This window comes from Thermotoga sp. KOL6 (assembly GCF_002866025.1).
In the GTDB taxonomy this organism is placed as follows: Bacteria; Thermotogota; Thermotogae; order Thermotogales; family Thermotogaceae; genus Thermotoga.
Genome location: NZ_LNDE01000001.1, coordinates 712976 through 738766 on the forward strand (window position 1 = coordinate 712976; position 25791 = coordinate 738766).

The 25791-nt window shown below is 41.0% G+C and carries 22 protein-coding genes and 1 pseudogene; 19 read left to right on the top strand and 4 right to left on the bottom strand.

Annotated elements, in window-relative coordinates; translation table 11 throughout:
* The first annotated feature begins 66 nt into the window (after nucleotides 1-66).
* The gene (locus AS005_RS03830; RefSeq protein ID WP_101510331.1) at nucleotides 67-2457 is read left to right on the top strand and encodes a Lon protease family protein; all 2391 of its coding nucleotides are present in this window, start codon (nucleotides 67-69) and stop codon (nucleotides 2455-2457) included.
* Nucleotides 2454-3257, top strand: coding sequence for an energy-coupling factor transporter transmembrane protein EcfT (gene ecfT / locus AS005_RS03835; protein WP_101510332.1), 804 nt, complete (start codon nucleotides 2454-2456; stop codon nucleotides 3255-3257). The genes AS005_RS03830 and ecfT overlap by 4 nt, the downstream gene beginning before the upstream one ends.
* Here ecfT and AS005_RS03840 read toward each other — a convergent pair.
* Complete coding sequence (locus AS005_RS03840; RefSeq protein WP_101510333.1) at nucleotides 3195-4154, bottom strand: L-lactate dehydrogenase; 960 nt, start codon at nucleotides 4152-4154, stop codon at nucleotides 3195-3197. The two genes, ecfT and AS005_RS03840, sit on opposite strands and share 63 nt — an antisense overlap.
* Before the next feature lie 43 nt (nucleotides 4155-4197).
* Between AS005_RS03840 and AS005_RS03845 the strand changes: the two genes are divergently transcribed.
* The 17 genes and pseudogenes from AS005_RS03845 to AS005_RS03925 all read left to right on the top strand — a co-directional run bounded on the left by AS005_RS03845 (nucleotide 4198) and on the right by AS005_RS03925 (nucleotide 21270).
* Nucleotides 4198-5394, top strand: a complete 1197-nt coding sequence (locus AS005_RS03845) for an LCP family protein (RefSeq protein WP_101510334.1) — start codon at nucleotides 4198-4200, stop codon at nucleotides 5392-5394.
* Nucleotides 5395-5399: 5 nt separating this feature from the next.
* Entirely contained in the window at nucleotides 5400-6077 is a 678-nt protein-coding gene (gene nfi / locus AS005_RS03850; protein WP_101510335.1) for an endonuclease V, read from the top strand.
* Between the two features lie 70 nt (nucleotides 6078-6147).
* The gene (locus AS005_RS03855; protein WP_101510336.1) at nucleotides 6148-6729 is read left to right on the top strand and encodes a RodZ family helix-turn-helix domain-containing protein; all 582 of its coding nucleotides are present in this window, start codon (nucleotides 6148-6150) and stop codon (nucleotides 6727-6729) included.
* Nucleotides 6717-7259, top strand: a complete 543-nt coding sequence (locus AS005_RS03860) for a DUF4416 family protein (protein WP_199203827.1) — start codon at nucleotides 6717-6719, stop codon at nucleotides 7257-7259. Before AS005_RS03855 ends, AS005_RS03860 begins: the two co-directional genes overlap by 13 nt.
* Nucleotides 7256-8551 carry a 30S ribosomal protein S12 methylthiotransferase RimO gene (gene rimO, locus AS005_RS03865; protein WP_101510337.1) on the top strand — a complete coding sequence of 432 codons (1296 nt, stop codon included), beginning with the start codon at nucleotides 7256-7258 and terminating at the stop codon, nucleotides 8549-8551. Before AS005_RS03860 ends, rimO begins: the two co-directional genes overlap by 4 nt.
* Nucleotides 8548-9069, top strand: a complete 522-nt coding sequence (locus AS005_RS03870; RefSeq protein WP_199203828.1) for a CDP-alcohol phosphatidyltransferase family protein — start codon at nucleotides 8548-8550, stop codon at nucleotides 9067-9069. The genes rimO and AS005_RS03870 overlap by 4 nt, the downstream gene beginning before the upstream one ends.
* Before the next feature lie 3 nt (nucleotides 9070-9072).
* Complete coding sequence (thpR, locus tag AS005_RS03875; RefSeq protein ID WP_101510339.1) at nucleotides 9073-9636, top strand: RNA 2',3'-cyclic phosphodiesterase; 564 nt, start codon at nucleotides 9073-9075, stop codon at nucleotides 9634-9636.
* Nucleotides 9629-10681: a recombinase RecA gene (recA, locus tag AS005_RS03880; RefSeq protein ID WP_101510340.1), complete on the top strand. Its 1053-nt coding sequence runs from the start codon at nucleotides 9629-9631 to the stop codon at nucleotides 10679-10681. Before thpR ends, recA begins: the two co-directional genes overlap by 8 nt.
* Entirely contained in the window at nucleotides 10629-11096 is a 468-nt protein-coding gene (locus AS005_RS03885; RefSeq protein WP_101510341.1) for a regulatory protein RecX, read from the top strand. The genes recA and AS005_RS03885 overlap by 53 nt, the downstream gene beginning before the upstream one ends.
* Entirely contained in the window at nucleotides 11096-12619 is a 1524-nt protein-coding gene (gene rny / locus AS005_RS03890; protein ID WP_199203829.1) for a ribonuclease Y, read from the top strand. Before AS005_RS03885 ends, rny begins: the two co-directional genes overlap by 1 nt.
* Before the next feature lie 188 nt (nucleotides 12620-12807).
* On the top strand, nucleotides 12808-13794 hold the full coding sequence (locus tag AS005_RS03895) for a LacI family DNA-binding transcriptional regulator (protein ID WP_101510343.1): 987 nt from the start codon (nucleotides 12808-12810) through the stop codon (nucleotides 13792-13794).
* A gap of 34 nt (nucleotides 13795-13828) precedes the next feature.
* Nucleotides 13829-15085, top strand: a pseudogene (locus tag AS005_RS03900) (extracellular solute-binding protein).
* A gap of 62 nt (nucleotides 15086-15147) precedes the next feature.
* Entirely contained in the window at nucleotides 15148-16488 is a 1341-nt protein-coding gene (locus AS005_RS03905; protein ID WP_101510344.1) for a hypothetical protein, read from the top strand.
* A 20-nt stretch (nucleotides 16489-16508) separates the two neighbouring features.
* On the top strand, nucleotides 16509-18656 hold the full coding sequence (locus AS005_RS03910) for a hypothetical protein (RefSeq protein ID WP_101510345.1): 2148 nt from the start codon (nucleotides 16509-16511) through the stop codon (nucleotides 18654-18656).
* A gap of 18 nt (nucleotides 18657-18674) precedes the next feature.
* A complete protein-coding gene (locus tag AS005_RS03915; RefSeq protein WP_101510346.1) occupies nucleotides 18675-19547 on the top strand; it encodes a carbohydrate ABC transporter permease in 873 nt (290 codons plus the stop codon).
* Entirely contained in the window at nucleotides 19544-20365 is an 822-nt protein-coding gene (locus tag AS005_RS03920; RefSeq protein WP_101510347.1) for a carbohydrate ABC transporter permease, read from the top strand. Before AS005_RS03915 ends, AS005_RS03920 begins: the two co-directional genes overlap by 4 nt.
* A 14-nt stretch (nucleotides 20366-20379) precedes the next feature.
* Complete coding sequence (locus AS005_RS03925) at nucleotides 20380-21270, top strand: glycosidase (protein WP_101510348.1); 891 nt, start codon at nucleotides 20380-20382, stop codon at nucleotides 21268-21270.
* 38 nt (nucleotides 21271-21308) lie between these two features.
* Here AS005_RS03925 and AS005_RS03930 read toward each other — a convergent pair whose 3' ends face one another.
* The 3 genes from AS005_RS03930 to AS005_RS03940 form a co-directional block, all read right to left on the bottom strand.
* The gene (locus tag AS005_RS03930) at nucleotides 21309-22127 is read right to left on the bottom strand and encodes a carbohydrate ABC transporter permease (RefSeq protein ID WP_101510349.1); all 819 of its coding nucleotides are present in this window, start codon (nucleotides 22125-22127) and stop codon (nucleotides 21309-21311) included.
* Nucleotides 22128-22145: 18 nt separating this feature from the next.
* Nucleotides 22146-23024, bottom strand: a complete 879-nt coding sequence (locus AS005_RS03935) for a carbohydrate ABC transporter permease (RefSeq protein ID WP_101510350.1) — start codon at nucleotides 23022-23024, stop codon at nucleotides 22146-22148.
* A gap of 69 nt (nucleotides 23025-23093) precedes the next feature.
* Nucleotides 23094-25757 (bottom strand): discoidin domain-containing protein, encoded by a 2664-nt coding sequence (locus AS005_RS03940; protein ID WP_101510351.1) that lies wholly within the window; start codon nucleotides 25755-25757, stop codon nucleotides 23094-23096.
* Between the last annotated feature and the right edge of the window lie 34 nt (nucleotides 25758-25791).

A 25791-nucleotide genomic window follows, 5' to 3' on the forward strand; every position in this document is an offset into this window, starting at 1 on the left:
ACAATAAAATGTGATCGAGTAAAAAATCTTCCTAATCTCGATCACACAAACGAGAGGAGTGAAAGAATGATTAAGAAAATAAAGCCTGAGGAAATAAACAACCTTGATCTTGATTTTCTGAACTTCCAAACCACGGCAGAAATTCCTCCCAGTGAGGGATTCATAGGTCAAAGAAGAGCCAAAGAAGCTCTAGACTTGGGAATAAAAATAAAAGAGAAGGGATACAACATCTTCGTCACAGGTGTAACGGGTACGGGCAGAAGGACCTTCGTTCAGACTATGCTCCAAGAGACTGCAAAGAAACTGCCCACACCGAACGATTGGGGTTATGTGTTCAATTTTGAAAACCCTTATGAGCCGAAAGTGATATCTTTCAAGGCCGGGCAGGGGAAGAAATTCAAAAAGAGTCTCGAGAACCTGATAAACGAAGTAGTCGAAGTTTTGAATAAATCTTTTGAAAGTGAAGAATTCGCAGGAAAGATTTCCGAGATAGAAGAGAGATATTCTCTCATGAAAAAACAACTCTGGGAAGATCTAGAAGCGAAAGCGAAAGAACTTGGATTTGCCGTCCAACTTACTCCTGCCGGTGTGGTCATGCTTCCTATCATCAACGGGAAACCTCTCCCACCCGAAGCGGTGAATGCCCTTCCAGAGGAAGCGAAGAAAGAGATCGAAGAGAGACAGATTAAATTGAAACATCTCGTGGACGGTACGCTATACAGAATCAGAAAGTTGGATGTAGAGTTCAGAAAATCTTTGGAAGAATTTCACAGAAGAACTGCGCTCTTCGCTATAGAACCCCTTTTTGCTGAGATGAAAAGCGAGTTTGAAGGAGACACCATCAAAAAGTTCCTGGAAGACGTGAAAAAAGACATCGTTGAAAATCTGGTGGAATTCCTCAAGATGGATGCTAAGGAACGAAAGGAAACGTACATGAGAAAGTACTCCCTGAATCTGATAGTAGACAACTCCGACCTCGAGGGTGCTCCCGTCGTCTTTGAAATGAATCCAACGTATTCAAACCTTTTCGGGAAGATAGAGTATTATGTGAGAAGTGGTTTCTTACAAACCGATTTCACCATGATAAGACCAGGTAGCATTCACAAAGCAAACGGAGGATTCCTGATCTTGGAAGCAGAACGCTTGTTGAGTCAACCTTACGTATGGCACAACCTGAAAAGAACTCTCATGGAAAGTCAGATCACAATTGAAAATCTTGAAAGCTCTCTGGGAATTTCCAACACCATAACTCTGAAACCCGAGAAAATTCCCCTTGATTTGAAAGTTATAGTAATAGGAACACCTCATTTGTACGAGCTTCTCTACGAACTGGACAGTGATTTCAGAAAGCTCTTCAAGATAAAGGCAGATTTTGATTGGGAAATTCCAAAAAATGAATTGAACATTCAAAAATACGCTTCTTTCGTTTCCAACGTGTGTCGCGAAAAGAACCTCCCTCATTTCAACAAAAAAGCTTTGGAAAAGGTTATTTGGTATTCCATGAGAAATGCAAAAGACAGCACGAAACTATCGGCAATTTTTGGAGACATTGTGAATCTTATCGTCGAATCCGGAGAAATAGCGAAGATGGAAAATTCTACAATCACCGACTCTTCTCATGTGCTCAAAGCCTTCCACGCCATGGAGAACAGAAAGAATCTACTCGAAGAAAAGTACGATGAAATGATAAAAAGATTTGATCTCATGGTTGAGGTGACCGGATCAAGAGTGGGACAGATAAACGGTCTAACTGTTCTCGATCTTGGAGATTATTCCTTCGGGGTACCTGTAAAAATAACCGCAAAAGCCTATCTCGGTAGGCCGGGTGTTGTGGACATTCAACGAGAAGCCGACCTCAGCGGAAAGATACACAGCAAGGCGGTTCTCATACTCGAGGGATTCCTCGGTAGCAGGTATGCTCAAGAGTTCCCACTCTCCGTCAGTGCCTCAATAAGTTTCGAACAAGTTTACAGTGAAGTGGAAGGAGATAGTGCTTCTCTCGCCGAAATTCTTGCACTTCTATCGGCTATCTCAAAGGTACCGATAAAACAAGGAATAGCAGTGACAGGATCTATAAACCAACACGGAGAGGTTCAACCTGTCGGCGGAATAATCGAGAAAGTAGAGGGTTTTTTCAGAGCCTGCAAGAATCGTGGTTTCGATGGTGAACAAGGTGTAATCATACCGAAAACCAACGCGAAGAATCTTGTGTTGAAAGATGAGATCATCCAAGCCATGAGAAAAGGACTCTTCCACATATGGACTGTAGAAACGGTAGACGATGCCATAGAACTTGTGATGGGAATGAAAGCGGGAAAACTCACGAAAACAGGGAAATACGAGAGAAACAGCATCAATTATCTCGTTTGTCGCGAGTTGAAAAAGATGAAGAAACTGCTCGATGGTACTCTTAAAGAAATTTCATCAAAGAAGAAAGCGAAAAAGGGTAGAAAATGAAGCTTCCAACGGTTCTCATTGGGCGATATATACCTACGAATTCCATCATTCATAAATTGGACCCTAGGGCAAAGCTTGTGGGAATGGTTCTTCTAATAACCTCTATTTTGCTCGTACCCAACATTCTGCTATACATTGTTCCAGCAGCGATGATCTTTGTCCTTATGACACTCAGCAAAACTGGCTTGAAAGTGTACATAGCTGGATTGAAAAGCTTATGGTTCTTTCTCATTTTTGCTGTTCTAGTCCAACTCTTGACTCCTTCAGATGGAAAGAGGATTTTTTGGATAGTAACGGACAAAGCCGTTTTGTCTGCCGTTTACATAATGCTAAGGCTTGTCTTGATAATTCTTCTTGCCGAGAACTTTTCGGCAACCACTCCACCTTTGTTGTCAGCGAGAGCAATAGAGAGTTTCTTTTCCCTGTTTGGAGCAAGAAAACTCGGTCACGAGATCGGAATGGTTATGACTATAGCCATGAGATTCGTTCCAATTCTAGCCCTCGAAGCAGATAGGATATTGAAAGCACAGATTTCAAGAGGAGCGAACTTTGAAAGAGGGAAACTCGTAGACAGATTGAAAGCCTTAGTGGTTATAATCGTCCCCTTGCTGACTTCTGCTCTCAGGAAAGCCGAGGAGTTAGCAACGGCAATGGAGGCTCGCCTTTACACAGGCGAGCCCCCAAAAACAAAATTCAAAGATGTGGAATGGAAATTTTATGATACGGTCTACGTCGCTTTATCCGCGCTCGTTTTGATCTCCATAATCGTTAGCCGTAATTTCGTTAATGGCACTCTTTAATATGTTCGCTGAGTTTCTGAAGGCCTCTAATTCTTCCTCATCGAGTTCTATCTCAAGAATCCTTTCCACTCCGCTTTTTCCCAGAGTAACAGGAACACTGATACACACATCTTCAACGCCAAGATAGTTTTCGAGATAAACAGATAGTGTTAATACCCTTTTTTCATCGAAGAAAATTGTTTCAACTATATCCGAAACGGCCAAAGCTATTGCATAATGTGTTGCTCCTTTCCTCTCTATGATCTCATACGCTGCACGTTTGGTTTTTTCTGCAAACTCTTTAAGAATGTTCGCATCACAACGGTTACAGATTTCACACATATTTTTGAGAGGAATGCCTCCTATCATCGCCCCACTCCACACAGGCACTTCTGAATCTCCATGTTCTCCTATCACGTAAACATGGACGCTCTTTGGAGAAAAGCCACAATGTTGAGCGATCAACGTTCTGAGCCTTGCGGTGTCTAAAACTGTACCGGAACCGAACACCTTCCTTGGATCCATTTTCGATTCCTTGAGGAAAAAGTAAGTAAGAACATCGACTGGGTTGGTAACCACGATCACTATGGATTCTGGTGAATACTTCGACACATTTCTGGCTATCTCTTCCATCACCCTTGCATTCCTTCCAAGAAGTTGAAGTCTGGTTTCTCCCGGTTTTTGCGGAACACCTGCAGCAACGATAATCACATCGGAACCCTTTAGATCTTCATATTCACCAGCGTATATGTTAGCTCGCCTTGTGAAGGGAGTTCCATGTATAAGATCGAGAGCATCTCCTTCAGCTCTTTTTTTGTCCACGTCTATCAAAACCATTTCTCTCGCAAACCCTTTCATCAACAATGCGAATGCGGTACTGGATCCTACCCTTCCAAGACCTATGATACCCACTTTCATAAAAATCACCTCCGTGGTGATAGAATACGATCAGGGTGATGCCATGTTGAAAAAAGTGTTCTTGTTTCTTTCAATTAGTTTAGCCTTCTTTTTAATTATATCATTCCTGTTTTTACTAAACAGATCTATATCGTTTCTTTTCTCAAGTGAAAATGTTGAGAATCCCTACGTATTCCTCGTTCTCGGAAAAGACGAGGAGATCGAACATACAGTTAGAACTGACGTAATCGTTCTTGGAGTTCTTGATTGGAAAAAGGGTATCCTTTCGTTCATCTCCATACCCAGAGATCTGATGGTGGAAAACATAAAGGTCAACGCCATCTTCAACTCTTATGGAATAGAGAAATTGTGCCAAGTTGTGAAATCTCTCCTTGGGATAGAGCCATCCTCGTATGTGATTTTCAATTACGAAGCGTTCAAAGTGTTGGGAGACGAACTAGGGCCGATTGAGGTGATCCCTAACGAAGTGATGTTCTATGAGGATCTCTCCCAAAATCTGGTCATAGATTTTAAACCTGGGATTCCGTACAAACTGTCTGGCGAACAGCTCCTAGCATATATAAGGTACAGAAAAGACTCCATGGGTGATCTCGCTCGAATAGAACGCCAAAAGGAAGTCCTAAAGAAACTTCTCAACAAAGCTTTGAAAAAAAATCCCTATGAAATCGCAAGATTGTACAAAAAAGTAGAACCGTACATCGAAACAAATATAAGACTTCCAGAACTTCTCACACTGCTTTCGAAGGTAAAAAAAGGTATTGAATACCAATTTTTCACTCTTCCCTACATAATCGATGAAAACGGTAAAGTCTTCGCTGATGAAAAGGAAATTAGTTCGTTCAAAAAAGATCTCTTCGGGAAATCCGTAGAAGAAGCACCTTCTATGAATCTAGTAATCGTGAATATTTCATCCCTTGTATCTAGAGTTTTCGAAGCAAACATGAGAGGTGTATGGAAAGAAAGAGTGGGATTCGAGCCGAACGAAGTCATTTGGGAAGATATTGGAATATCCAATAAAATCGAAGGAGATCATGTGTTCATAGCGCAGCCAGAGGAAGAGGAATACATATTGAAAGTTTTGAGAAAGGCTCATCCGTCGAGGAAGTTTACGATACACAGGTTCAATTCAAAAGACGATTATGAAATCTACTACACCATAATAGAAAACCTGGGAAAAAAACGGATATATCTCGATTTTCCCATATCAGCGTTGGTGTTGATAGATGATTTCAAGGAGTGAGAGAAATGGTGTACAAAAAACTGCACGAATGGAATCTATCACCCAAGGAAGCTGTAGAGATACAAAGAGAACTCAGAAAAAAGTTGCAATTCATACCTTTCGAAGGAGAACCGAAGTACGTGGCGGGGGTAGATCTTTCTTTCCCACGATCAAAAGAAGGACTCGCAGTAGTAGTGGTACTGGAATACCCTTCGTTCAAGATCGTGGAGCTCGCAACGGAGAGAGGGGAAGTACCCTTTCCCTATATTCCTGGCCTCCTTGCTTTCAGGGAAGGGCCGTTGTTTTTGAGAGCGTGGGAAAAACTCAAAATACGTCCCGATGTAGTAGTTTTCGACGGGCAAGGAATAGCTCACCCTAGAAAACTTGGCATTGCATCCCATATGGGACTCTTCATAGAAATTCCGACGATCGGAGTGGCAAAATCCAGACTCTACGGTTCGTATGCTGAACCAGAAAATAAAGCGTGTTCTTGGAGTTACTTGTACGACAATGAAGGCATCATAGGTTGCGTAATGAGGACCAAAGAAGGAAGTGCACCCATTTTTGTCTCACCAGGGCACCTGATAGACGTTGAAAGTTCCATGAGACTCATAAAATCCTTTACACTGCCTGGAAAGAGAATCCCAGAACCTACTAGGCTGGCTCATATTTACACTCAACGACTGAAAAGAAGCCTTTTCTAAACACTTTCCCCGCTGTGATAAAATAAATTCAGCCCTCAAACAACCAGACGGGTGTCTGGAGGCGATTGTTTTGAGCGAAAAATGGAAGGAACTTGGAGAAACCTTCAAAAAGAGAAGAGAAGAGAGGAGAATCACTCTTTTAGATGCTTCCCTGTTCACAAACATAAATCCTAGCAAATTAAAGCGCATTGAGGAAGGTGATCTGCAAAATCTTGATGCGGAAATTTATGTGAAGAGTTATATAAGGCGATACGCAGAGTTTCTAGAATTGCCTTCAGAAGAGATGCTGCAAATGTACGAGGAAGGGAAGAAAGAAACAACTCTCGAAGAAGGACTGAAGAAGGAAAAAAAGAAAGGAAAGGAAAAAGAAAGAGGTCCACAAAATGTGGTTCTGATATCATTCTTAGTCGTAGGAATTGTTTTGCTCATCTTTTCAATTAGCGAAAACATAAAACTTCGTCGTACTCCACCTGCTTACCTTGTCAGCTCGAAAGAGATTATCTTGAACGGGACTCCTGTAAAGGGTGAGGTGCCATTGTTTGAGGGGAAGTATACGGTGGAAACTGAGGGTGATATTGTTCTCAGAACCTCTTCAGAAGAGTGGACGGTGAAACTCAAAAAATTCGAGGTGATGGTGTCATGGGAGAAATAAAAACTCCAGATTTGGTCAATTTGGTGATGTTCATCTTCGCGTCTCACATAGATTACTGGTTCAGCGAGGTGAGACCCGTCCTTGAGGAAAGATTCGGTCCGATAGATTACGTATCAAATAATCTTGATTTTGAAAAGTACACCCTCTACTATTCAGAAGAAATGGGACAAGGTTTACAAGGCAAACTGGTTAGTTTTGAAAGACTCATACATCCTTATCAACTTGCAGACATAAAGCTTGAAACTAATTCTATAGAAAAGATGTTCGCTGTGGAAGGAAAGAGGAAAGTGAATATAGATCCAGGTTACATCCACCACACTCAATTCGTCTTGGCTTCGACGAAACACTGGGGGAACCGTATTTATTTAGGAAAGGGTATATATGCAGAAGTAACATTAGTTTACGTTCGAGGAGAATTCAGACACATGGAGTTCACTTATCCAAATTACAGAGAAGCAGAGTACAAAGAGCATTTGGAGAAAATCAGGGAGAGATATTTGAAGAAGAGGAGGAAAATCATAAAAAAATGAAAGTGGGAATAAAGGTTCTAGGCTGCCCAAAAAACGAGGCCGATTGTGACGTATTGGCAGGGATTCTGAAGGATAAAGGGCATAAAATCGTAAAAAGTGTAGACGAAGCAGACATTGTTGTTCTCGATACCTGCGCTTTCATTGAAGATGCAAAAAAAGAGGCAATAGAAGAAATTTTCTCTTTCATCGAAGCAAAAAACAACGGGTACAAATTCAAACTAGTTGTAAAAGGATGTCTTGTTCAAAGGTATTACAAAGATTTAAAGAGAGAAATACCTGAAGTTGACCAGTGGATAGGTGTGGCAGCCCCAGAAAAGATAGTGGCGGCTTTAGAGAGAGGAGAAGACTTGATACCAGACCGTCCCGAAACCGTTTACAGTTATAGAAGAAGATTCAGCTTGGAAGAAAAGCCTTTCGCTTACGTGAAAATATCCGACGGATGTGACAGGGGATGTACCTTCTGTTCCATCCCGAGCTTCAAAGGAAGACTGAGGAGTAGAGAGATAGAGGATGTTGTTAGAGAAGTGGAGGACCTTTTGAAAATGGGAAAGAAAGAAATCATTTTGGTTGCTCAAGATACAACTTCTTACGGTGTGGATCTTTACGGGAAACAAGTTCTACCCGATCTTCTGAGAAATTTGAACAGTCTAAAAGGTGATTTCTGGATCAGAGTGATGTACCTTCATCCAGATCATCTGACAAAGAACATAATAGAAGCCATGTTGAACTTGGAGAAAGTGGTAAAGTATTTCGATGTGCCAGTGCAACATGGAAGTGATAGAATTTTGAAACTCATGGGGCGAGCCAAGGGATCGGAAGAATTGAAGAGGATGCTTTTTTATATAAGAGAAAAGTTTCCAGATGCTATCCTCCGAACGAGTATAATAGTTGGATTTCCATCGGAAACTGAGGAAGATTTCGAAAAGTTGAAGAGATTTGTTGAAGAAGTGCAATTCGACAAACTCGGGGTCTTCACTTACTCAGACGAAGAAGGAACGGTTGCATACACACTGACGAAAAAGGTGGAACCAGAGACGGCACAGAGAAGACAAGAAGAACTGTTGATGATTCAATCGGAAATCTCTTACAATCGTTTGGAAAGGTTTCTCAACAAGAAGATGAGATTCCTCGTCGAAGGAAAGGAGGGGGAATACCTAGTAGGAAGAAGTTGGACAGAAGCACCAGAGGTGGATGGGATTGTCCTTGTAAAAGGCGAAGGGAACATCGGTGATTTCCTTGATATAGTAATAAAAGAACATGACGAATATGATATGTGGGGGTTACCTGTATGAACTTGGCCAACTTTTTTTCCATACTGAGAGCGGTCCTTACGATACCGATCGTTTGGTTTTATCTAGAAGGATGGGACATCGTTTCCTTTGCTGTTTTTCTCTTTGCAGCGTTTACAGACTATTTGGACGGTTTCTTCGCACGGAGAAAGAACCAAGTGACAGATTTTGGAAAGGTTTTTGATCAAGTTTCGGACAAAATCCTGATAATCTCTACGGCCGTTACCATGTTGGATGTTCTACCTATTTGGTACGTGCTGACTGTTTTTGCAAGAGACACACTCATAAACGGCCTCAGAATCCTTGCAGCCAGTAAAGGAATAATCGTGCCAGCGAGATGGATAGGAAAGATAAAAACCGTTTCTCAATTTGTAGTCTTGATAGGCGTTTTCCTGCTCAAGATGGGCCTTCTTACATTTCCCATCTTGATGTTCCTTGTAATACTTTCATTCATCGTAACAGTTCTCTCTGGGATTTTCTACACGATGGATCTTGCAAGAATCACAAAAATGGAGGGATAATCTATGAGAACTTTTATTGCCATCGACGTGAACGACGAAGTTAAAAAACAAGCTTCTGAAGTTATAGAAAAACTCATGAGAAGAGGATTTGGAGCAACGTGGGTGTCTGAGGAAAACATGCACCTTACTCTTTTTTTCCTTGGTAACGTAGAAGAACAAAAGATTGCAGAAATAGCGGAACATCTCTGTCGTAGAGTGAGAGGATTCCCATCTTTTTCTTTTACTGTGAAAGGCTTCGGATTTTTCAGAAGGGGAAGATCCCCGCGAGTCTTTTGGTTGGGAGTGGAAAACACAGATCGTTTAAACAAGCTCTACGAAGAATTGAGAAACGAACTCTCACACCATGGTTTTTCCTTTGAAGAAAGATTCGTTCCACACATCACCATCGGAAGAGTGAAGTATTACCCTGACAAATGGGAAAAATTACTTGGGGACATTGACTTTCCACCCATAGAGGTGGCGGTGGACAGCTTCAAAATTTTCTCGTCCACTTTAACACCAACCGGCCCTATTTACAAAGTTCTTTACGAATGTCACTTTGAAGGAGGATTGATCAAACATGGCTGAGGAAAAACAGAAAAAGAGTGTTTTAGAAAAAGCTTTGAAAAGAATAGAAGAGAACTTTGGAAAAGGATCGATAATGATACTGGGTGATGAAACTCAGGTCCAACCTGTAGAGGTTATCCCAACCGGCTCTCTTGCTATAGACATTGCGACGGGAGTGGGAGGGTATCCCAGAGGAAGGATTGTGGAAATTTTTGGACCAGAGTCCAGTGGTAAAACTACTTTGGCTCTTCACGCCATCGCTGAAGCACAAAAGATGGGTGGAGTTGCAGCGTTCATAGATGCAGAGCATGCCTTAGATCCAGTGTATGCAAAGAATCTCGGTGTGGATCTGAAAAGCCTGTTGATCTCACAACCAGATCATGGAGAACAAGCCCTTGAAATAGTTGATGAGCTTGTAAGAAGCGGAGTAGTAGACCTAATAGTTGTTGATTCCGTAGCCGCTTTGGTACCGAGGGCTGAAATAGAAGGTGCCATGGGAGACATGCAAGTCGGGTTGCAAGCTCGTCTCATGTCTCAAGCCCTGAGAAAAATAGCAGGAAGTGTGAACAAATCGAAAGCGGTGGTAATATTTACTAACCAGATACGAATGAAAATCGGCGTGATGTTTGGAAGCCCGGAAACAACCACGGGAGGACTTGCATTGAAATTTTACGCCACTATGAGGTTGGAAGTCAGAAGAGGCGAAGCAATTAAAGAAGGAAAAGATGTAATAGGAAACACAATAAACGTAAAGATCGTTAAAAACAAAGTCGCTCCTCCTTTCAAGACCGCACAGACTTACATCATATACGGCAAGGGTATAGACAGAGAGTACGAACTCTTCAATATAGCCGTGAGTGAAGGTATTGTAATCAGAAAAGGTAGCTGGTACTACTACACCACCTTGAAAGGTGAAGATATCTCACTCGGTCAAGGAGGAACCAACGTGGTCCAATTCCTCAAAGGAAATCCCAAGATAGCCGATGAAATCGAAAGGAGAATAAAAGAGAAATATGGCCTCTTACGGTCGGAGAAAAAGCAAAAAGAACCAGAGAAATCCTCTTAAGTACGCCTTGAGACTTCTAAAGTACCGAGTGAGATTCGAAAACGAACTCCGAAGGCGTCTGAAAGAAAAGGGATTTGCTGACAAGGAAATAGAGAGTACTATAAATACATTGAAGAAACAAGGTTACGTAGATGACGAAAAAGCCGCGTTTCTTTTTGCGATAGACGAAATGAGGTTGAAACTTTTTGGGCCACGAATAGTGAAAATGAAACTGAAAGCACTCGGTGTGGACGAACACGTAATAGAAAGCGCTATAGGGAAGGCATTATCAGAAATCGATTTTTCTGAGGAATTGAAGAAACTGAAGATACGTTTCAAGGACAAACGAGCCATTAAAGATTACCTTTACAAGAGAGGATTCGATATTTTCATGATCGAGGAGATACTCGATCAAATAGATGGAGGTGAGAAATGATGTTGTGGTACATACTAGCAGGCATCGGCGGTCTCTTTTTTGGATATCTAATAGCAAATTATCAGATAAATCAAAGATTGAAAAAAGCAAAAGAAGATGCAAAAACTATTATCGAAAGCGCGGAGAAAGAAGCAAGCGAAATAAAGAAAAAAGCGATAATAGAAAGTAGAGAAGAAATACATAGGCTCAGAGAAGAGTTCGAAAGAGAGCGCTCTCGAAGGGAGGAAGAGCTCAGATCCCTTGAAGAAAGACTTTTGAAAAGGGAAGAGCTGCTAACCAGAAAAGAGGAAAATCTAGAGAGACGAGAACTTCAGGTAGAAGAGTTGAAACTGAAACTTGAGGAGAAAATGAAAGAACTCGAAGAAAAAGAAACAAGAATTGACGAGGAATTGAAAAAGCTTGCCGGAATGACCGTGGAGGAGGCTAGAGAACTCGTTTTAGAAGAAGCTAGGCAAAAATATGAACACGATCTCGCAAAACTTTACAAGGAAATGAAAGAACAGGTGGAAGAAGAAGCAGAGAAAGAGGCTAAGAAAGTGATCGCGTTCGCAATACAAAGATATTCTCCAGAATACGTAGGAGAGATCACCGTTTCAACGGTTTCTCTACCTTCGGATGACATGAAAGGACGAATCATAGGAAGAGAAGGAAGGAACATTAGAACATTTGAAAAAATCACGGGAGTCGATCTGATAATAGACGATACTCCAGAAGTAGTGGTCCTGTCATGTTTCAATCCCTTGAGAAGAGAAATCGCTCGAATAACACTTGAAAAACTCGTTGCGGACGGTAGAATTCATCCTGCGAGGATAGAAGAAATGTACGAAAAGGCGAAGGCAGAGGTAGAAAAAGCAATCAAAGAAGCTGGACAAGAAGCAACTTTCAAGGCAGGTGTTATGGGATTGCATCCCGAACTCATCAAGTTACTTGGAAAACTCAAGTACAGAACAAGTTACGGTCAAAACGTTCTCAGTCACTCAATAGAAGTAGCCCTTCTTGCTGGTTATATGGCATCTGAACTCGGTCTCAACGCTGATAAAGCAAGAAGAGGTGGTCTTCTCCACGACATAGGTAAAGCAGTTGATCAAGAATTGGAAGGGTCTCATACTACTATAGGAGCGGAACTCGCACGAAGATACGGCGAGAAGGAAGACATAGTGAACATGATACTCAGCCATCACGGAGAAGAAGAACCGAAAACCCCCGAAGCAGTGCTTGTGGCTGCTGCCGATGCTTTGTCAGCTGCAAGACCGGGGGCAAGAAGGGAAAGCTTGGAAAATTACATAAAACGTCTTATGAAACTTGAAGAAATCGCGAAGAGCTTTAAATACGTGGAAAAAGCCTACGCCATTCAAGCGGGAAGAGAAATCAGGGTTATCGTTGAGCCAGATAAAGTTGACGATGCTCTCGCAGAAAAACTCGCTTACGATATATCAAAGAAGATAGAAGAAGAACTAGAGTATCCAGGAGTCTTGAAGGTGGTTGTCATAAGGGAAAAAAGAAGTGTTGCCTACGCGAAATGAAACATTTTACCTAGAAAAGAGCCCCCTATGGGGGCTTTTATTTTTTTTTAAATTCGATTTTCGATAATAATTCGATATAATTTCCTCTACTCAAACATATTGGCCTATATTTGGAAAAAATAGCGCTTGACTTAACATTAAGATTTTTAGTATAAAGTGTATGTAAGCGCTTACAGGAGGTGTAGGATATGCCAACAATAGAAGATGTAGCAAAACTCGCCGGAGTTTCAATCGCCACCGTTTCAAGAGTGATAAATGGTTCTGGATACGTTTCAGAGAGAACCAGATACAAAGTTTGGAAAGCCATAGAGGAGTTAGGATACAAACCGGAAATCTCTGCAAAAATACTGGCCTCAAAAGGAAAACTGTTCAATGTCAGCATCTTCGCAAGCAAGAGAATACTTTCTCCCCTCCAGAACAATGGTATCATAGGAGAATTCTACGGAGTGGTTATAAGGGCTATCGAAGAAAGTTGTGAAAAGCTCGGCATGAAAGTGGATGTCAAACTTCTTGAGGATTTCTCAAATTCAGACAATTCAGATGGTTATATATTCGTTGGAGGAGATGTCTCAAAAGAAATTGTGAAAGAAACGAAGTCTAGAAAAAAACCCTTCGTTCTCGTAGATCACTACATACCTGGCGAAAGGGTAGATTGTGTGATAAGTGATGGATACGATGGAGCTCTTTATGCGACAAATTATCTCATCTCAAAAGGATTCACAAAAATTGTTCATATTCACGGCCCTTTATGGCCTTACGGTTTCAAGATGAGATACGACGGGTACAAAGACGCTATGGAAAAAGCTGGATTGATGCCAAAATTCTATGAATGTGATGACACAGAAGACGGCGCAAAAAAAGTGGTGGATATAATGTTGAATTCTTATGGAGTTCCCGAAGGAATATTCACATCAAACGACAGTATAGCATTCTGGGTTATCAACAGGTTGAAGGAACACGGATTGAAAATCCCGGAAGATGTGTCCGTAATAGGATTCGACGATATCGTTGACGCGGAAAATTTTGATCCACCTTTGACCACTTTGAGGGTTTTCAAATACGAAATGGGATGCCTCGCATGTAAGCGCTTACATGAGTTGTTGACGAAAGTCAATCCACATCCTGTTCGAATACTTGTTTTCACCCAATTTGTAAAAAGAAAAAGCACGAAATAGTTCCTGTAAATCTTCTATAAAGGGAGGGATCTGCATGTGGAAGAAGGTTCTTATTCTTGCGTTGGTAGTCTTATCTGTAGTTGCACTAGCAGAAGTCAAAAAGATAGTCTTCTGGACCGCTCCAAATCCAAACCAAGAAGCCTTCTGGAAAGCACTAGTTGAAAAGTGGAACGCAGAACATCCAGACGTTCAAATCGAGTGGTCCGTCATACCAGCCGCTGGAAGCTCAGAAGAAGCGATCTTGAACGCAATCGCAGCAGGAAACGCTCCTGACATCTGTACGAATATTTTCAGCGGTTTCGCCGCCCAACTCGCTCAGGATTTAGAAGTACTCGTCGCTTTCGATGAAGAATTCAAGGAAGAATTTTGGAATCTCGCCGAAACAAGGAAGATGAGAAACATTCTTGAGGGTTGGAAGCTCAACGGTCATTATTACGTGATTCCTATCTACTCTAACCCAATGCTCTTCTGATGGAGAGGAGATCTTTTGAAAGAACTGGGATATGATAAACCTCCAAGAACATACTCAGAAGTTTACGAACTTGCACAGAAATGGGTTGTTCCAAAAGAAAAGTACGTCATCAGAGCTGTTGCTGGAAGAAACTGGTGGGATAGATGGTTCGATTTCATAACGTTCTATTACGCAGCAAGCGGTGGGAAACCGTACATAGAAAATGGAAAAGCTGTTTTCAACAACGAATACGGAAAAGCTGTTGCAAACTTTATCTACACGCTTTTCAAGAACGGATGGACAGCTGTCGATCTTGGACAGGATCCGTTTGAAAACGGAACAATCCTTGGCCAAATCACGGGACCGTGGCACTTGCGTTACACAAAAGAACATTACCCAGAGGTTTACCCACACATCGTGATGACGCCTCCACCCGTTCCCGACAATTATCCTGCTGATAAACCGATCTACACCTTTGCCGATACAAAAGGTCTTGTCATGTTCAAGCATTGTAAGTACAAAAAAGAAGCCTTTGAATTCATAAAATGGGTGTTCTCCAACGCCGAAAACGATGCTCGATGGATTGAACTCACAAAAATGCCACCTGCACGAGAAGATTTGAATTCGAATCCCGTGTTTGCAGAATATATGAAAGACCCGTACTTCTCAAAGATAGCAGAATACGTAGCTTACGCAATCCCGCCCGCTTTGATCACCAACACGATCGATGTTCAGAACACTATGACAACATATCTCATAGAACCTCTTATGTACCTGAAGGCAACTCCTGAAGAAGCAGTCGAAAAAGCTGTGAAAGAAATCAACAAATTACTTTGGTAACAAATTATTTCGGTGAGGGGAGCCCCCCCTCACTTTAATTATTTTTAAAAGGGGGAGAAAATATGCGGCAGATTTTTCTTTTTTTAATTGTTATTTCGTCAATTGCAATAATGTTTGGCGGGACATTTTCTATACCTATAGATGCAGGCTCCATGGAAGTCCCCGTAGTAATCCGAATGTCGGATCTTTTGGATTTCATTCCAGAAGATTTTGAACCTGTTTGGAGTAGTTTGAAAGTGACTTTTGAAGGAAAAGAAGTTCCTTTCCAAATTGAAGATGTAGACGGAAACAGCAGAATTTCTTCAAAAGATTTTCTCGTCTTCCTAGCAAAAGGTGAGGGAAAAATTGTCATAGCAGATCAATCTATAGAGAGTATCTCCTACAAAAAGGCGTTTGAGATTACAAAAGTTGATTCAGGATGGCAGATAAAAACAATCGATGGAAGGTTGGAAGCTTTTGTAAATGATCATGGTCTTGCAAAAATCACAAAGTTTGGTGATGTTGAGGCAACTTTGCTTGATGAGATAGGCATAGCACGTGTTAGTGGTTGGCCGGAGTCAACCTTTTACGTTGATGGTAAACTGGGAAAGCATTACGAAGAAACTTCTGGTGCTTTTAGAGTGGTCTCAACGAAAGTTTTGGAACCCGGACCTTTAGCAGCTGGAATCATTGCAACCCTTGAATCTGAAAAGTTTAAGGGATTGGTTCAGGAACTTGTCGTTCATATATTCAAAAATGGAGACATACTCGTTGACAACACTTTCAGATTCGAAAATTACGCTGATATGATGAAGGTTCAAACTATGGTAACGAGACCAATAGCTCCAGCTCTTGAAGATGCGGTCCACATTCTACCTGTGTTTAGAAGGCTTGTTTGGGCAGATCAATTGGGCATAACTCCTTATGAATATTGGCTCGAAAGAAATGCGATCACTCTAGTAGATAGAATACCTTATATTGTCTTTCCAGCTACTGATCCCATGAAACCACTTTGGTGGGGAGCAACTTACATATTTGCCTCCATGGAGAGATGGAGAAGTAACTTCTCACCGGGAAAGAAAATAGGTATTGCTGAGATACTGCCGGAAATCCCTGTAGTTCCTGCGGTATACAAAAAATGGATCGATGGAGACACATGGGTTTACGAAAGCTTGGAATTCAGGGATGGCGTTTTCAAATGGATACCCAGTGAATTCGATGTTTATCCAGCAACAAAGGGCGCTTATTCTCTGAAGCTTGAAAACATGCCGAATCATTACAAACACGGTGACACTGTGCGTCATCTGAGGCTTTTCACGCTGTATAGCGCAGAAAACGTGACGGATGCCATAAAACTCCTCGAGAAAAAAAGTGAATCCTTCAGGAAATTGAAAATAGGGGAAAAGCCTTTCAAGGAATTCTAGTATTTCCAGGGGGCGAAGAGATGAAAATAAGGATTGCTTGGATTTCGTTGTTTTCTCTGGCAGGCATCCTTTTCACATTAACGTTGAACACTACGCACCTAGAAAGACTTTCAGTTTGGTTCATGCTGGGGAATGAGAAAGTAAAGGGATACTGGGTTTATGCAGAAAAAATAGACGGGGAATATAAAGGAATAGGTGCAAAAAACGAGGGAGACTTCTGCGTAGATGATGCCGCCAGAGTCATCCTTTTCTATTCCGAAGCATATGAGATCACAAAGAATGAGAAATATCTGACCCTCGCTATGGATGCAGCAAAGTTTGTTATAAAGATGCAGGCATCCGATGGAAACTTTTATAACTTCGCGTATCTTGACGGTACCATTAATAAATACGGCCCAACGAGCGCCAAAAAAACCTCTTCTTGGTGGACTTTAAGAGCATTCTGGGGATTGTCCAAATTGGCTCAATTCACGAAGGATGAAAACATAATAAAAGCTGTACAAAAAGCGTACAATGCCTTGAAAAAATCTCCTCCTAAGTCTGGAGACAAACTCGCTCTCTATATTTTGGGATTATCGAGCTACAACAAGATCCAAAACGTAGAAGATGATATAAAATTCTTCAGTGATGAGCTCCTGAAATTCCAAGTCACCAATGGTTGCTTCCAGGGATTCTTTTCTACTGAGAAGGAGCACTTCAGATGGCATGGTTGGGGGAATAGATACGCCGAAGCTCTTGTTGAGGCTTATAAGATAACAATGGATCCTAAATATCTTGAGGCAGCGAAAAAATCCTTAGAGATTCAAATACCTATTTTACTTGGAACTGGACTGATATATTCAATAGAAAACCACTTGAAACTCTTTCCAGAGCTTTCGTACTCACTAGATTGCACTGTAACTCCTGCTGTCAAAATCTATAGACTCACTGGTGAAGAAGAATTCGCATATCTAGCTTCTTTGGGTGCTTCCTGGCTTTTTGGAGGTAACAGATTAGGTGTTCCAATGATGGGACCCAACGGCGAAGGATACGATGGCCTCGAATACATGCATGTTAACCAAAATGCTGGTGCTGAGTCAACCGTGAGTGCTTTAAGAGTGGTGCTTCATTCGCTCACTCTACCGGAAAAATTCATAAAGCTCATTGAATCACCCACAATCGTCTCCCGAAACGGTATCACCGTCATAGAAGCAGAAGGAATGGATCCTGGTATTTCTCCTGTTGAACTCGTCTTGGGGAATTACGGTGGAGGAGCTGCTTTTAAGTTTGAAGAGGGAACCAGACTTAAAAAAGAACTAAGCGTACCATCAGGTACCTATCGTTTACTTGTTTCTGGTAACTTTTCCCCCACGTCAATCATTGTGATTTCTAATGATTCAAAGCTGAGATCCTCCCTCACTGGTCAAGGATTGTTCGACATTGGTTCTCTTGATGTTGATAAAAATATAAGGGTAGTGCTCTCTGGAAAGGGGATTTTAGACCAGATCATAATGATCCCCAACATTGTTGGGGTAAGCTTCAAAGAAGGAGACAGAACGAAAAGTATTGTTTACGATTTCAAGAGTAGTGCTTTAAAACTGTTGAATTATCAAGTTTTCGAGAAACAAAAGCAAAGAAAAGAGGAGGTAGTCCAGATAAAAACAGTCAATATGGATAATTTTATACTCCTTGATATTAAACCCTTGTTCAACAACGACGGATTTGGTACACCCTCATCCCCTGGAAACTTCGACAATCTTGGCGGTATTGTGGGAGCATATTTACCCGCTCAGGAGATGTCTGAGGGAATAGTGAAAATAAACGACATACCCTTTATATTACACGTAAGTGGCTTAGACAACGTGAGATGTGTTGGACAGAAAATCATTCTACCAGAGACTTTAAAAGTGAAAAACGCATATTTACTTGCAGCATCCAATCATGGAGATTATGAAATAAGAGTATCCTTTGAGGATAAAGCTATTTTAGAAAAAATAACTGATTGGTGCAAACCAGACAAAACTATCTCGTTCGATTATCGCTTCACAGCGAGCGGAGAAAAGCAGTTCATAAAATGTGGAATAGATTTATACGTGTTTCACGTAGATTCAAACGTGAAAGAAATAAAGTTACCAGAAGAAGTAAATGTCCATATTTTTGCTATAACACTCGAGGTTGATACGCGGTAAAGCGTTGGGAGGGATAACATGACGCTGAGAAAACGTGAAGCCGGATTGGGATGGGGCCTGGTATCAATTTATTTCACCTACACCGCCATATTTTGGGGATATCCTTTCGTGTGGATGTTGATCTTGGCTTTTTCGAAATGGAAATTCGTTGGATCTCCCAGATTCATCGGCCTTCAGAATTTCTTTCGAATATTTGAAGACAGCATGTTTTGGAGAGTCTTCATGAACACAATGAATTTCCTCTCTTACTTCATTCCTATGGTATTTGCGGCATCTATTTTGTTTGCCATCGCTTTGAACAGAATGAAATACTTCAAAACCTTTGTCACATTGAGTTTTCTGGTAGCCTATGTGTCTTCGGGTGTTGCTTACTCCATCATGTTTCAGAGAATATTCTCCGAGATAGGGCCTATAAACAGATTCCTTTACAACGCGTTCGGGATCACCATTCCTTGGTTCAACGATCCTCAACTCGCCATGCTCACTATAGCCATCATGGTTACGTGGAAGTTCGTTGGTTACTATGGTCTAATTCTCTATTCAGGCCTTCAGGCTATTCCCAAGTCCATTTACGAGGCAGCTGAACTAGATGGTGCCACTCCGTGGGTGAGATTTTGGAAAATCACCCTTCCCCTTCTGAACCCTGCCATAGTAACGGTTTTGATACTGGCTGTGAATCTTTCGTTCGGTATATTCACAGAACCGTACATGATTACCGGTGGTGGCCCAATGAACAGAACTCTAACTTTCATGCTTTACATGTACAACACGGCGTTCCAAAGGATAAATCCAAGTTATGCTACGACTATAGCAGTTATGACTGCTTTGATAAACTTCTCCATCGTGATCTTCATTAGAAAAGTCATAGAGAAAGAGGTGACCTTAGTATGAGAAAAAAAATAAAAGAAATTGTATTCCACGGTGTAATGGTGTTCTTCGCCTTGATATGGATCTACCCATATGTATGGCTTTTCCTTTCATCAATAAAGCCGCCTGAGGAAATATTCACCAGATTTTTTCCAACAAGAATCACCTTGGAACACTACAAGTACATCTTCACCATGGCCGAGAAAATGGAAAGACCTTTTCTTAGAGCTTTCTTTAACAGCTTGTTCGTGACCCTTACTGTAACTTTCTCTGTGGTCTTGAGTTCCGCCGTCATAGCTTATGGTCTGTCGAAAGTGAGGTTCAAGGGAAGAAATGTGGTGTTCAACTTTATCATTTTTCAGATGCTTTTTCCCGGCTTCATGTTCATCATCCCTCTATTTGTTCTCATAAAAAAATTGGGGCTTTACAACACGTATCCTGCTATGATCGTTCCGTTTCTTATGAGTGCATGGAGTCTTTTCATGCTGACTCAATCTTATAAAACTATTCCCCAGGACTACATAGAAGCAGCGAAGATTGACGGTGCAAGTACTTTGTGGATAATATTTAGAGTGATGGTACCCCTTTCCAGAAGCACACTCTCTATTGTGGGTCTTTTCACATTTATAGGGATCTGGGACAACTTCCTCTGGCCTCTTATGGTGATAAAGGACTATAACAAAATGCCTCTTTCCGTTCTGCTTGCCACCTTCAATCACGAATACGCCGCTTATGTTGGGCCGTTGCTAGCAGGGTCTGTGATCCAAACTATTCCGATGGTTTTGATCTTTTTGATTTTCAGAAAACAATTTCTCCAAGGAATATCGATGTCCTTCAAGTAGAGGAGGGAGAGAGTATGGAGCTAAAACTGGAGAGACATCCTGCAAACCCCATTCTGGAACCATCACCTTACTTTCTCTGGGAAAGCAGATTTGTGTTCAATCCGGCTGTGGTCTTCGACGGAGAACTCTTTCACATGCTCTACAGAGCTCAAGGAGAAGACATGGTATCACGAATCGGTTATGCTGTAAGCACTGATGGAATACATTTCAACAAATTCGAGAAACCTGTTTTTTCCCCAAAAAACGATGACGAACTTTACGGTGTGGAAGACCCGAGGATAACGAAAATAGGGGATGAATATTATATGGCCTATACGGCATATTCCCCACGCGGTGTGAGAATCGCTTTGGCTTCCACTAAAAATTTCATAACATGGAAAAGATACGGTGTTGTGATACCGGATGTGGATAACAAAGACGCGGCACTTTTTCCTGAAAAAGTCAACGGAAAATATGTTATGTTCCACAGAATTCCTCCCGATATATGGCTTGCTTTCTCAGACGATTTGGTTCATTGGGACAATTTTGTGAAGATTGCATCACCGAGACCAGACATGTGGGACAATCTGAAAATCGGTGTCGGTGCTCCTCCGATAAAAACAGAATACGGTTGGCTCGTTTTGTACCACGGTGTGCAAGATACGGGAGCATCTCGTCCAATTTATCGTCTCGGATTCATGTTACTCGATTTGGAAGATCCAACGAAAGTGATAAAAAGATCACAAGAACCCATTCTCGAACCGGAAGAAGATTGGGAAAAATTTGGAGGAGTTCCAAATGTGGTTTTCAGTGACGCGATGGTAGAATACAACGGTTATTATTACGTGTACTACGGAGCGGCCGACAATTGCATAGCTCTTGCAACGATCCCCGTAGAAAAGGTGATGAAGTGGTGTAGGGAGTGAAAAAAGAAAAGCATGGCAGCTATGCTGCCATGCTTTCATTATTTGAACCCAGACAACTTTATTCCCTCTATCAGATATTTTTGTGCAAATAAAAAGAAGACAATTGTCGGTATCAAAGTCAATATTGATGCTGCAGCTGCTTGATTCCAATAAGTACCATATCTACTCATAAAAGTTGGCATACCCAAAGCAAGTGGATATTTTTCCTCACTCATTAAATAAATCAACGGTCCCATATAGTTGTTCCAGCTTCCCACAAAAGTAAACACCGATATTAAAGCTAACACAGGTTTTGACATTGGTAGCATTATCCTAAAAAATATCTTTAAATCACCGGCACCATCTATTCTTGCAGCCTCCAACAACTCATTGGGTATAGTATTGAAGAATTGTCTTATCAAAAACACATTCATTGCCCCGCCACCCAAAAAAGCTGGAACAACAAGCGGCAAAAATGTGTCTATCCAGCCTAATTTCCTAAAAATTAAAAACACAGGTATCATAGTGACGGCCCCTGGCAACATAATTGTAGACATCATTATTCCAAAAAATATCTCTCGGCCTTTCCAATTTATTTTTGAGAATCCATATGCAACTAAGGGAGCAGATATTAAAACACCTATAACGTTCCCTACAGTTATAATCACGCTATTTTTCAAGTACATAAGGAATGGGAACTTCTTAAGTGCTTTTGCGTAATTAGACCAGTCGGGATTCTCTGGAAAAAACCTGGGAGGATACTCCAAAAGTTCACGATCTGGCTTCAGAGAGGTTCCCAATGTCCAGATAAACGGAAGAAGATAGATAAAAACTATCAAAATTAAAAGTGCTCTTCTCACTATGTAGAACTTCTTCATTTTCTCCCTCCCTAAAACTCAGTACTGATAATGTACCCACCTTTTTGAGGTAATGAAATAGATAGCAATAAATATGGCTGTCAAACCAAATAATACCCATGCCATGGCAGAAGCGTATCCCATGTTAACGTAAGTAAACGCATGCCTATAGATATACATGGTGAGAGATAAACTGGAGTTCGCGGGGCCTCCGTTGGTCAATAACATAGGAAGATCAAATATCTGAAGAGCACCAATAGTGGATGTGACTAAATAATACAAAATGGTTGGCGTTATTAGAGGCAGTGTTATTTTGGTAAACATCGTGAAAGGTTTAGCACCATCAATTAATGCACTTTCATAGAGTTCTTTAGGTATATCCTTTAAAGCAGCCGAAAAAATCAACATCGCCCCTCCTACTCCCCACTGGGAAGCTATTATTATGGTAGGCTTTACCCATTTTTCACTACTCAGCCAAAGCGGAGCAGGTATTCCTATAGCTTCAAGAATTTTATTAACAAAACCTAAGTAAGGATGAAAGAACCATGTTACTACCGCCGCAAATGCAAAAGCAGGTACTATTGAAGGCATATATATAGAAGCCCGATAAAAAGCTACTTCTTTCATTGGTTTGTTCAGTAAAATTGCTATTCCAAGAGCGACCACCAATCCAATGGGAACCAAACCAGCTGCATAAATGAGAGTGTTTTTTAAACTCTTCCAGAAAAGGGGATCATTGAACAACTTTATGTAATTTTCAAAACCAACCCACTTAGCTTTCATGGTTACGTTATACCGTGTCAGTGATAAATAAAAAGACGAAAATAAAGGATAAGCTGTGAATATTATGAAACCTAACAACCAAGGAGAGATGAAAAGAATACCTTTAAAAAAATTTCTCAAGTCTTTCTTGGTCATATTGTAAGATTCCCTCCTTTTTTTAAAACCCTGGGGGAAGAAAGACCCCCAGGGTTTCCTTCACCATTCTCAAAAACTTTCTAGACCGTAAACTTCAACTTCATAAATTCTGGCGGCTGTGTCGCCCACCTGTGTTGGTGTTTCTACAAACAACCTGAGATATCTAGCTTTCACCGGTGGGAAAGCATGCTCAGTAACACTTTTAGTGTTTCCTTTGACAATCACCACATCTTTCCATGTTTCTAAATCATTACTTACTTGAATTCTGTAATCCTTAGTGTTCCAATCTGGACTCTCGTGTCCCTCTTCCGCGTGTTTTATAACAACTCTGTTCACAATAACTTCCTTTCCAAAGTCAATGACCAGCCAATGAGGAGGTTTACCTACTGCACACCACTTACTGTTGTTTTCAACTGTACCATCAACCGCTAATTCAGGTTTTTCTGCAGGAACATGTGAGCTTGCAAAAGCTCGTTTCCCAAGAGCCAAATTCTTTACTTCTTTCGCTCTAGTTGTTACAACAATCATGGGATTCACCAACTTTGCATCTTCACCTTCAGTATTAATTGCGATCAATGCTGCTGGATAGATTCCCTCCTTGAGATATTTCACTGTTGGGTTCCATTCTCTAGAGACAGAAGGAGTAGCACCTGGAAGGATCCAAACAACTTTTTCTGTAACCTCAGAAGAGAGATTCCTGAAACTCACAGTTTCTCCCGGAGCAATTATAGTGTTGCTCACTTCAAAGTCTGCTTTTGGCGCAGGATAAGGTGGCCATTCAAAAGTCACTTCTCCTGGCTTTCCTCTGTTTCTATCTTTTGAGACAGCCACCACTTGGAGGGTTGTCACCTTTTCCTTTCCGAACCTTTTCATATGAGCAATGTAAGTATAGTTGTTGTATGTAACCCATACAAGCTCTTTGTTACCGTTAGGATACAACCTGTATATCTCATAGTATTCAGCTCCTTTAACTGGATACCAATGTAGTCTTATTTGTGCGTATATCCCATTCTCAAATTCAGTGGCATCGATTTTTATATTTTTCACCTGATCTGGTTCAGTAGTCATTCGAGGCACAATTTTTATCATGCCAATATTGAAAGCGTATTCCGTATCTATCAATCCCTTTATCTTCAGGGATATGTACCTTACAACCCCCTTGATATCGAGAATGTACTTTGTTATATTCCAATCTTCAGAAAGAATGAGCGGATATTCTTTCTGGAGACCATCTTTCATTGTGAGAACAAGACTTACAGAAATGTCACCTTTTCCTTTGATAGCACTTTCTAAAGTGACAGGTTGGTCTATATTCAAATCTGCTAGGTAAAGTGTTACAATCGTTGTTTCATCCTTGCTGAGCTTTCCAGAGATCCGGAGTGATGAACCTCCATAATAAGCTGTTGAGTAATCAACAGAAATTGTTGGTATAGGTCCCTCTACTTTCCATCTATAGGTTGGAAAAACATCCATCAAACTTCTGTTGTTCCACTCGCTACCACTTAACTTTTTCCCATTCACGAAAAAGCTTTTACCATGTCCAGCACAGAAATAAGTGACAAAAGGAAGTTCGGTAATTGGGGATTTTTCCACAACAAATTTTGCTGGAGACTGCCACCTATACTGAGGATAATCTCCCCAATCCTTGTTGATAAACTCTTCTTTGTAACTGTAAACAAGAGTTGGATGATCTGCTATCCAAAGTGTTTCTTCTTTCCTCCAAAATTCTTCTATGGTTTTTGAGGAGTAATAAGACCAGCTTGGACAGTACAAAGCCAAAGGAAGTTTCAAAGAACCATCTTCATTTTGATTCTTAGGGAAATTGGCGTACGTGTTGTATCCGTTAGCCTGTAAATCTATCCCCAGAAAGACTCTATCTGGATTTATTCCATATTTTTCCATAGTTGAGAGAGTATTCTCTATCGTTTTCTCCCTCTTCAAAGATTGCCATCTATAGTCTATAAAAATTGAATCAGCTAATGGAGATCCATCGTCATCTACGAGAAACACCACGTTTTTCTCGTTGAGTTCCCCCTGCCATTCTATTTCGCCAGTTTTTGTCATGGCATCGTACCAAACTATTATCATCCAAGGAGCTTTTGTCTTTATATACCTTATAAACTCTCTCATAAGTTTCGCATGCTCAGGTTTGCAACCATTGGTTTCCTGGTTAATGAACCATCCATCGAAACCGTAATATTCAGCAACTTCTATTAATTTGTCCGCTATTGGAAACCTTCCGTCTTCTTTTCTTAAAAACTGATCTACCCAGTTTCTTCGTCCACCATATACGTTTGGAGGGAAGAAAATTGTTCCAAGCACTGGTACCCCATTCTTGTGGGCAACGTCGATTACATCAGCACTTGGCGGAACTATGATTCCTTCACCAGCGGATCCTGCCCATGCTACTAGGTAATCCACATATTGCCAAAAACTGAAAGGATACGTTTTGAACGAATTGTTCAACCCTTGCGATGGCATACCGCTCGTTGAAGGATTCATTATTGATAAAACCATAATTTTCATGTCTTTTCTAGCAACATCCGTAATAGGATCACCAATAATTCTCTTCGCTAATGGAACATGAGATCGATTGTATACAGCATTTGGATCATTGCTTGGAGACCAATCTAAAAGATCGTTTGGGAACCAATAAGATGATTCGGGAATATTAGAGAAAATCATAGAAACAAAAAGAATTGAGAATACAAGAAGAAGGAACTTAGATTTCATTAAAAAACACCTCCTGTATTAAACATGATGATCA

What these genes read in the sequence shown, in the direction of transcription:
- AS005_RS03830 (WP_101510331.1), top strand. Translation starts at nt 67, where the DNA reads ATGATTAAGAAAATAAAGCCTGAGGAAATAAACAACCTTGATCTTGAT.
- ecfT (WP_101510332.1), top strand. Translation starts at nt 2,454, where the DNA reads ATGAAGCTTCCAACGGTTCTCATTGGGCGATATATACCTACGAATTCC.
- AS005_RS03840 (WP_101510333.1), bottom strand. Translation starts at nt 4,154, where the DNA reads ATGAAAGTGGGTATCATAGGTCTTGGAAGGGTAGGATCCAGTACCGCA.
- AS005_RS03845 (WP_101510334.1), top strand. Translation starts at nt 4,198, where the DNA reads ATGTTGAAAAAAGTGTTCTTGTTTCTTTCAATTAGTTTAGCCTTCTTT.
- nfi (WP_101510335.1), top strand. Translation starts at nt 5,400, where the DNA reads ATGGTGTACAAAAAACTGCACGAATGGAATCTATCACCCAAGGAAGCT.
- AS005_RS03860 (WP_199203827.1), top strand. Translation starts at nt 6,717, where the DNA reads ATGGGAGAAATAAAAACTCCAGATTTGGTCAATTTGGTGATGTTCATC.
- rimO (WP_101510337.1), top strand. Translation starts at nt 7,256, where the DNA reads ATGAAAGTGGGAATAAAGGTTCTAGGCTGCCCAAAAAACGAGGCCGAT.
- AS005_RS03870 (WP_199203828.1), top strand. Translation starts at nt 8,548, where the DNA reads ATGAACTTGGCCAACTTTTTTTCCATACTGAGAGCGGTCCTTACGATA.
- thpR (WP_101510339.1), top strand. Translation starts at nt 9,073, where the DNA reads ATGAGAACTTTTATTGCCATCGACGTGAACGACGAAGTTAAAAAACAA.
- recA (WP_101510340.1), top strand. Translation starts at nt 9,629, where the DNA reads ATGGCTGAGGAAAAACAGAAAAAGAGTGTTTTAGAAAAAGCTTTGAAA.
- AS005_RS03885 (WP_101510341.1), top strand. Translation starts at nt 10,629, where the DNA reads ATGGCCTCTTACGGTCGGAGAAAAAGCAAAAAGAACCAGAGAAATCCT.
- rny (WP_199203829.1), top strand. Translation starts at nt 11,096, where the DNA reads ATGTTGTGGTACATACTAGCAGGCATCGGCGGTCTCTTTTTTGGATAT.
- AS005_RS03895 (WP_101510343.1), top strand. Translation starts at nt 12,808, where the DNA reads ATGCCAACAATAGAAGATGTAGCAAAACTCGCCGGAGTTTCAATCGCC.
- AS005_RS03905 (WP_101510344.1), top strand. Translation starts at nt 15,148, where the DNA reads ATGCGGCAGATTTTTCTTTTTTTAATTGTTATTTCGTCAATTGCAATA.
- AS005_RS03910 (WP_101510345.1), top strand. Translation starts at nt 16,509, where the DNA reads ATGAAAATAAGGATTGCTTGGATTTCGTTGTTTTCTCTGGCAGGCATC.
- AS005_RS03915 (WP_101510346.1), top strand. Translation starts at nt 18,675, where the DNA reads ATGACGCTGAGAAAACGTGAAGCCGGATTGGGATGGGGCCTGGTATCA.
- AS005_RS03920 (WP_101510347.1), top strand. Translation starts at nt 19,544, where the DNA reads ATGAGAAAAAAAATAAAAGAAATTGTATTCCACGGTGTAATGGTGTTC.
- AS005_RS03925 (WP_101510348.1), top strand. Translation starts at nt 20,380, where the DNA reads ATGGAGCTAAAACTGGAGAGACATCCTGCAAACCCCATTCTGGAACCA.
- AS005_RS03930 (WP_101510349.1), bottom strand. Translation starts at nt 22,127, where the DNA reads ATGAAGAAGTTCTACATAGTGAGAAGAGCACTTTTAATTTTGATAGTT.
- AS005_RS03935 (WP_101510350.1), bottom strand. Translation starts at nt 23,024, where the DNA reads ATGACCAAGAAAGACTTGAGAAATTTTTTTAAAGGTATTCTTTTCATC.
- AS005_RS03940 (WP_101510351.1), bottom strand. Translation starts at nt 25,757, where the DNA reads ATGAAATCTAAGTTCCTTCTTCTTGTATTCTCAATTCTTTTTGTTTCT.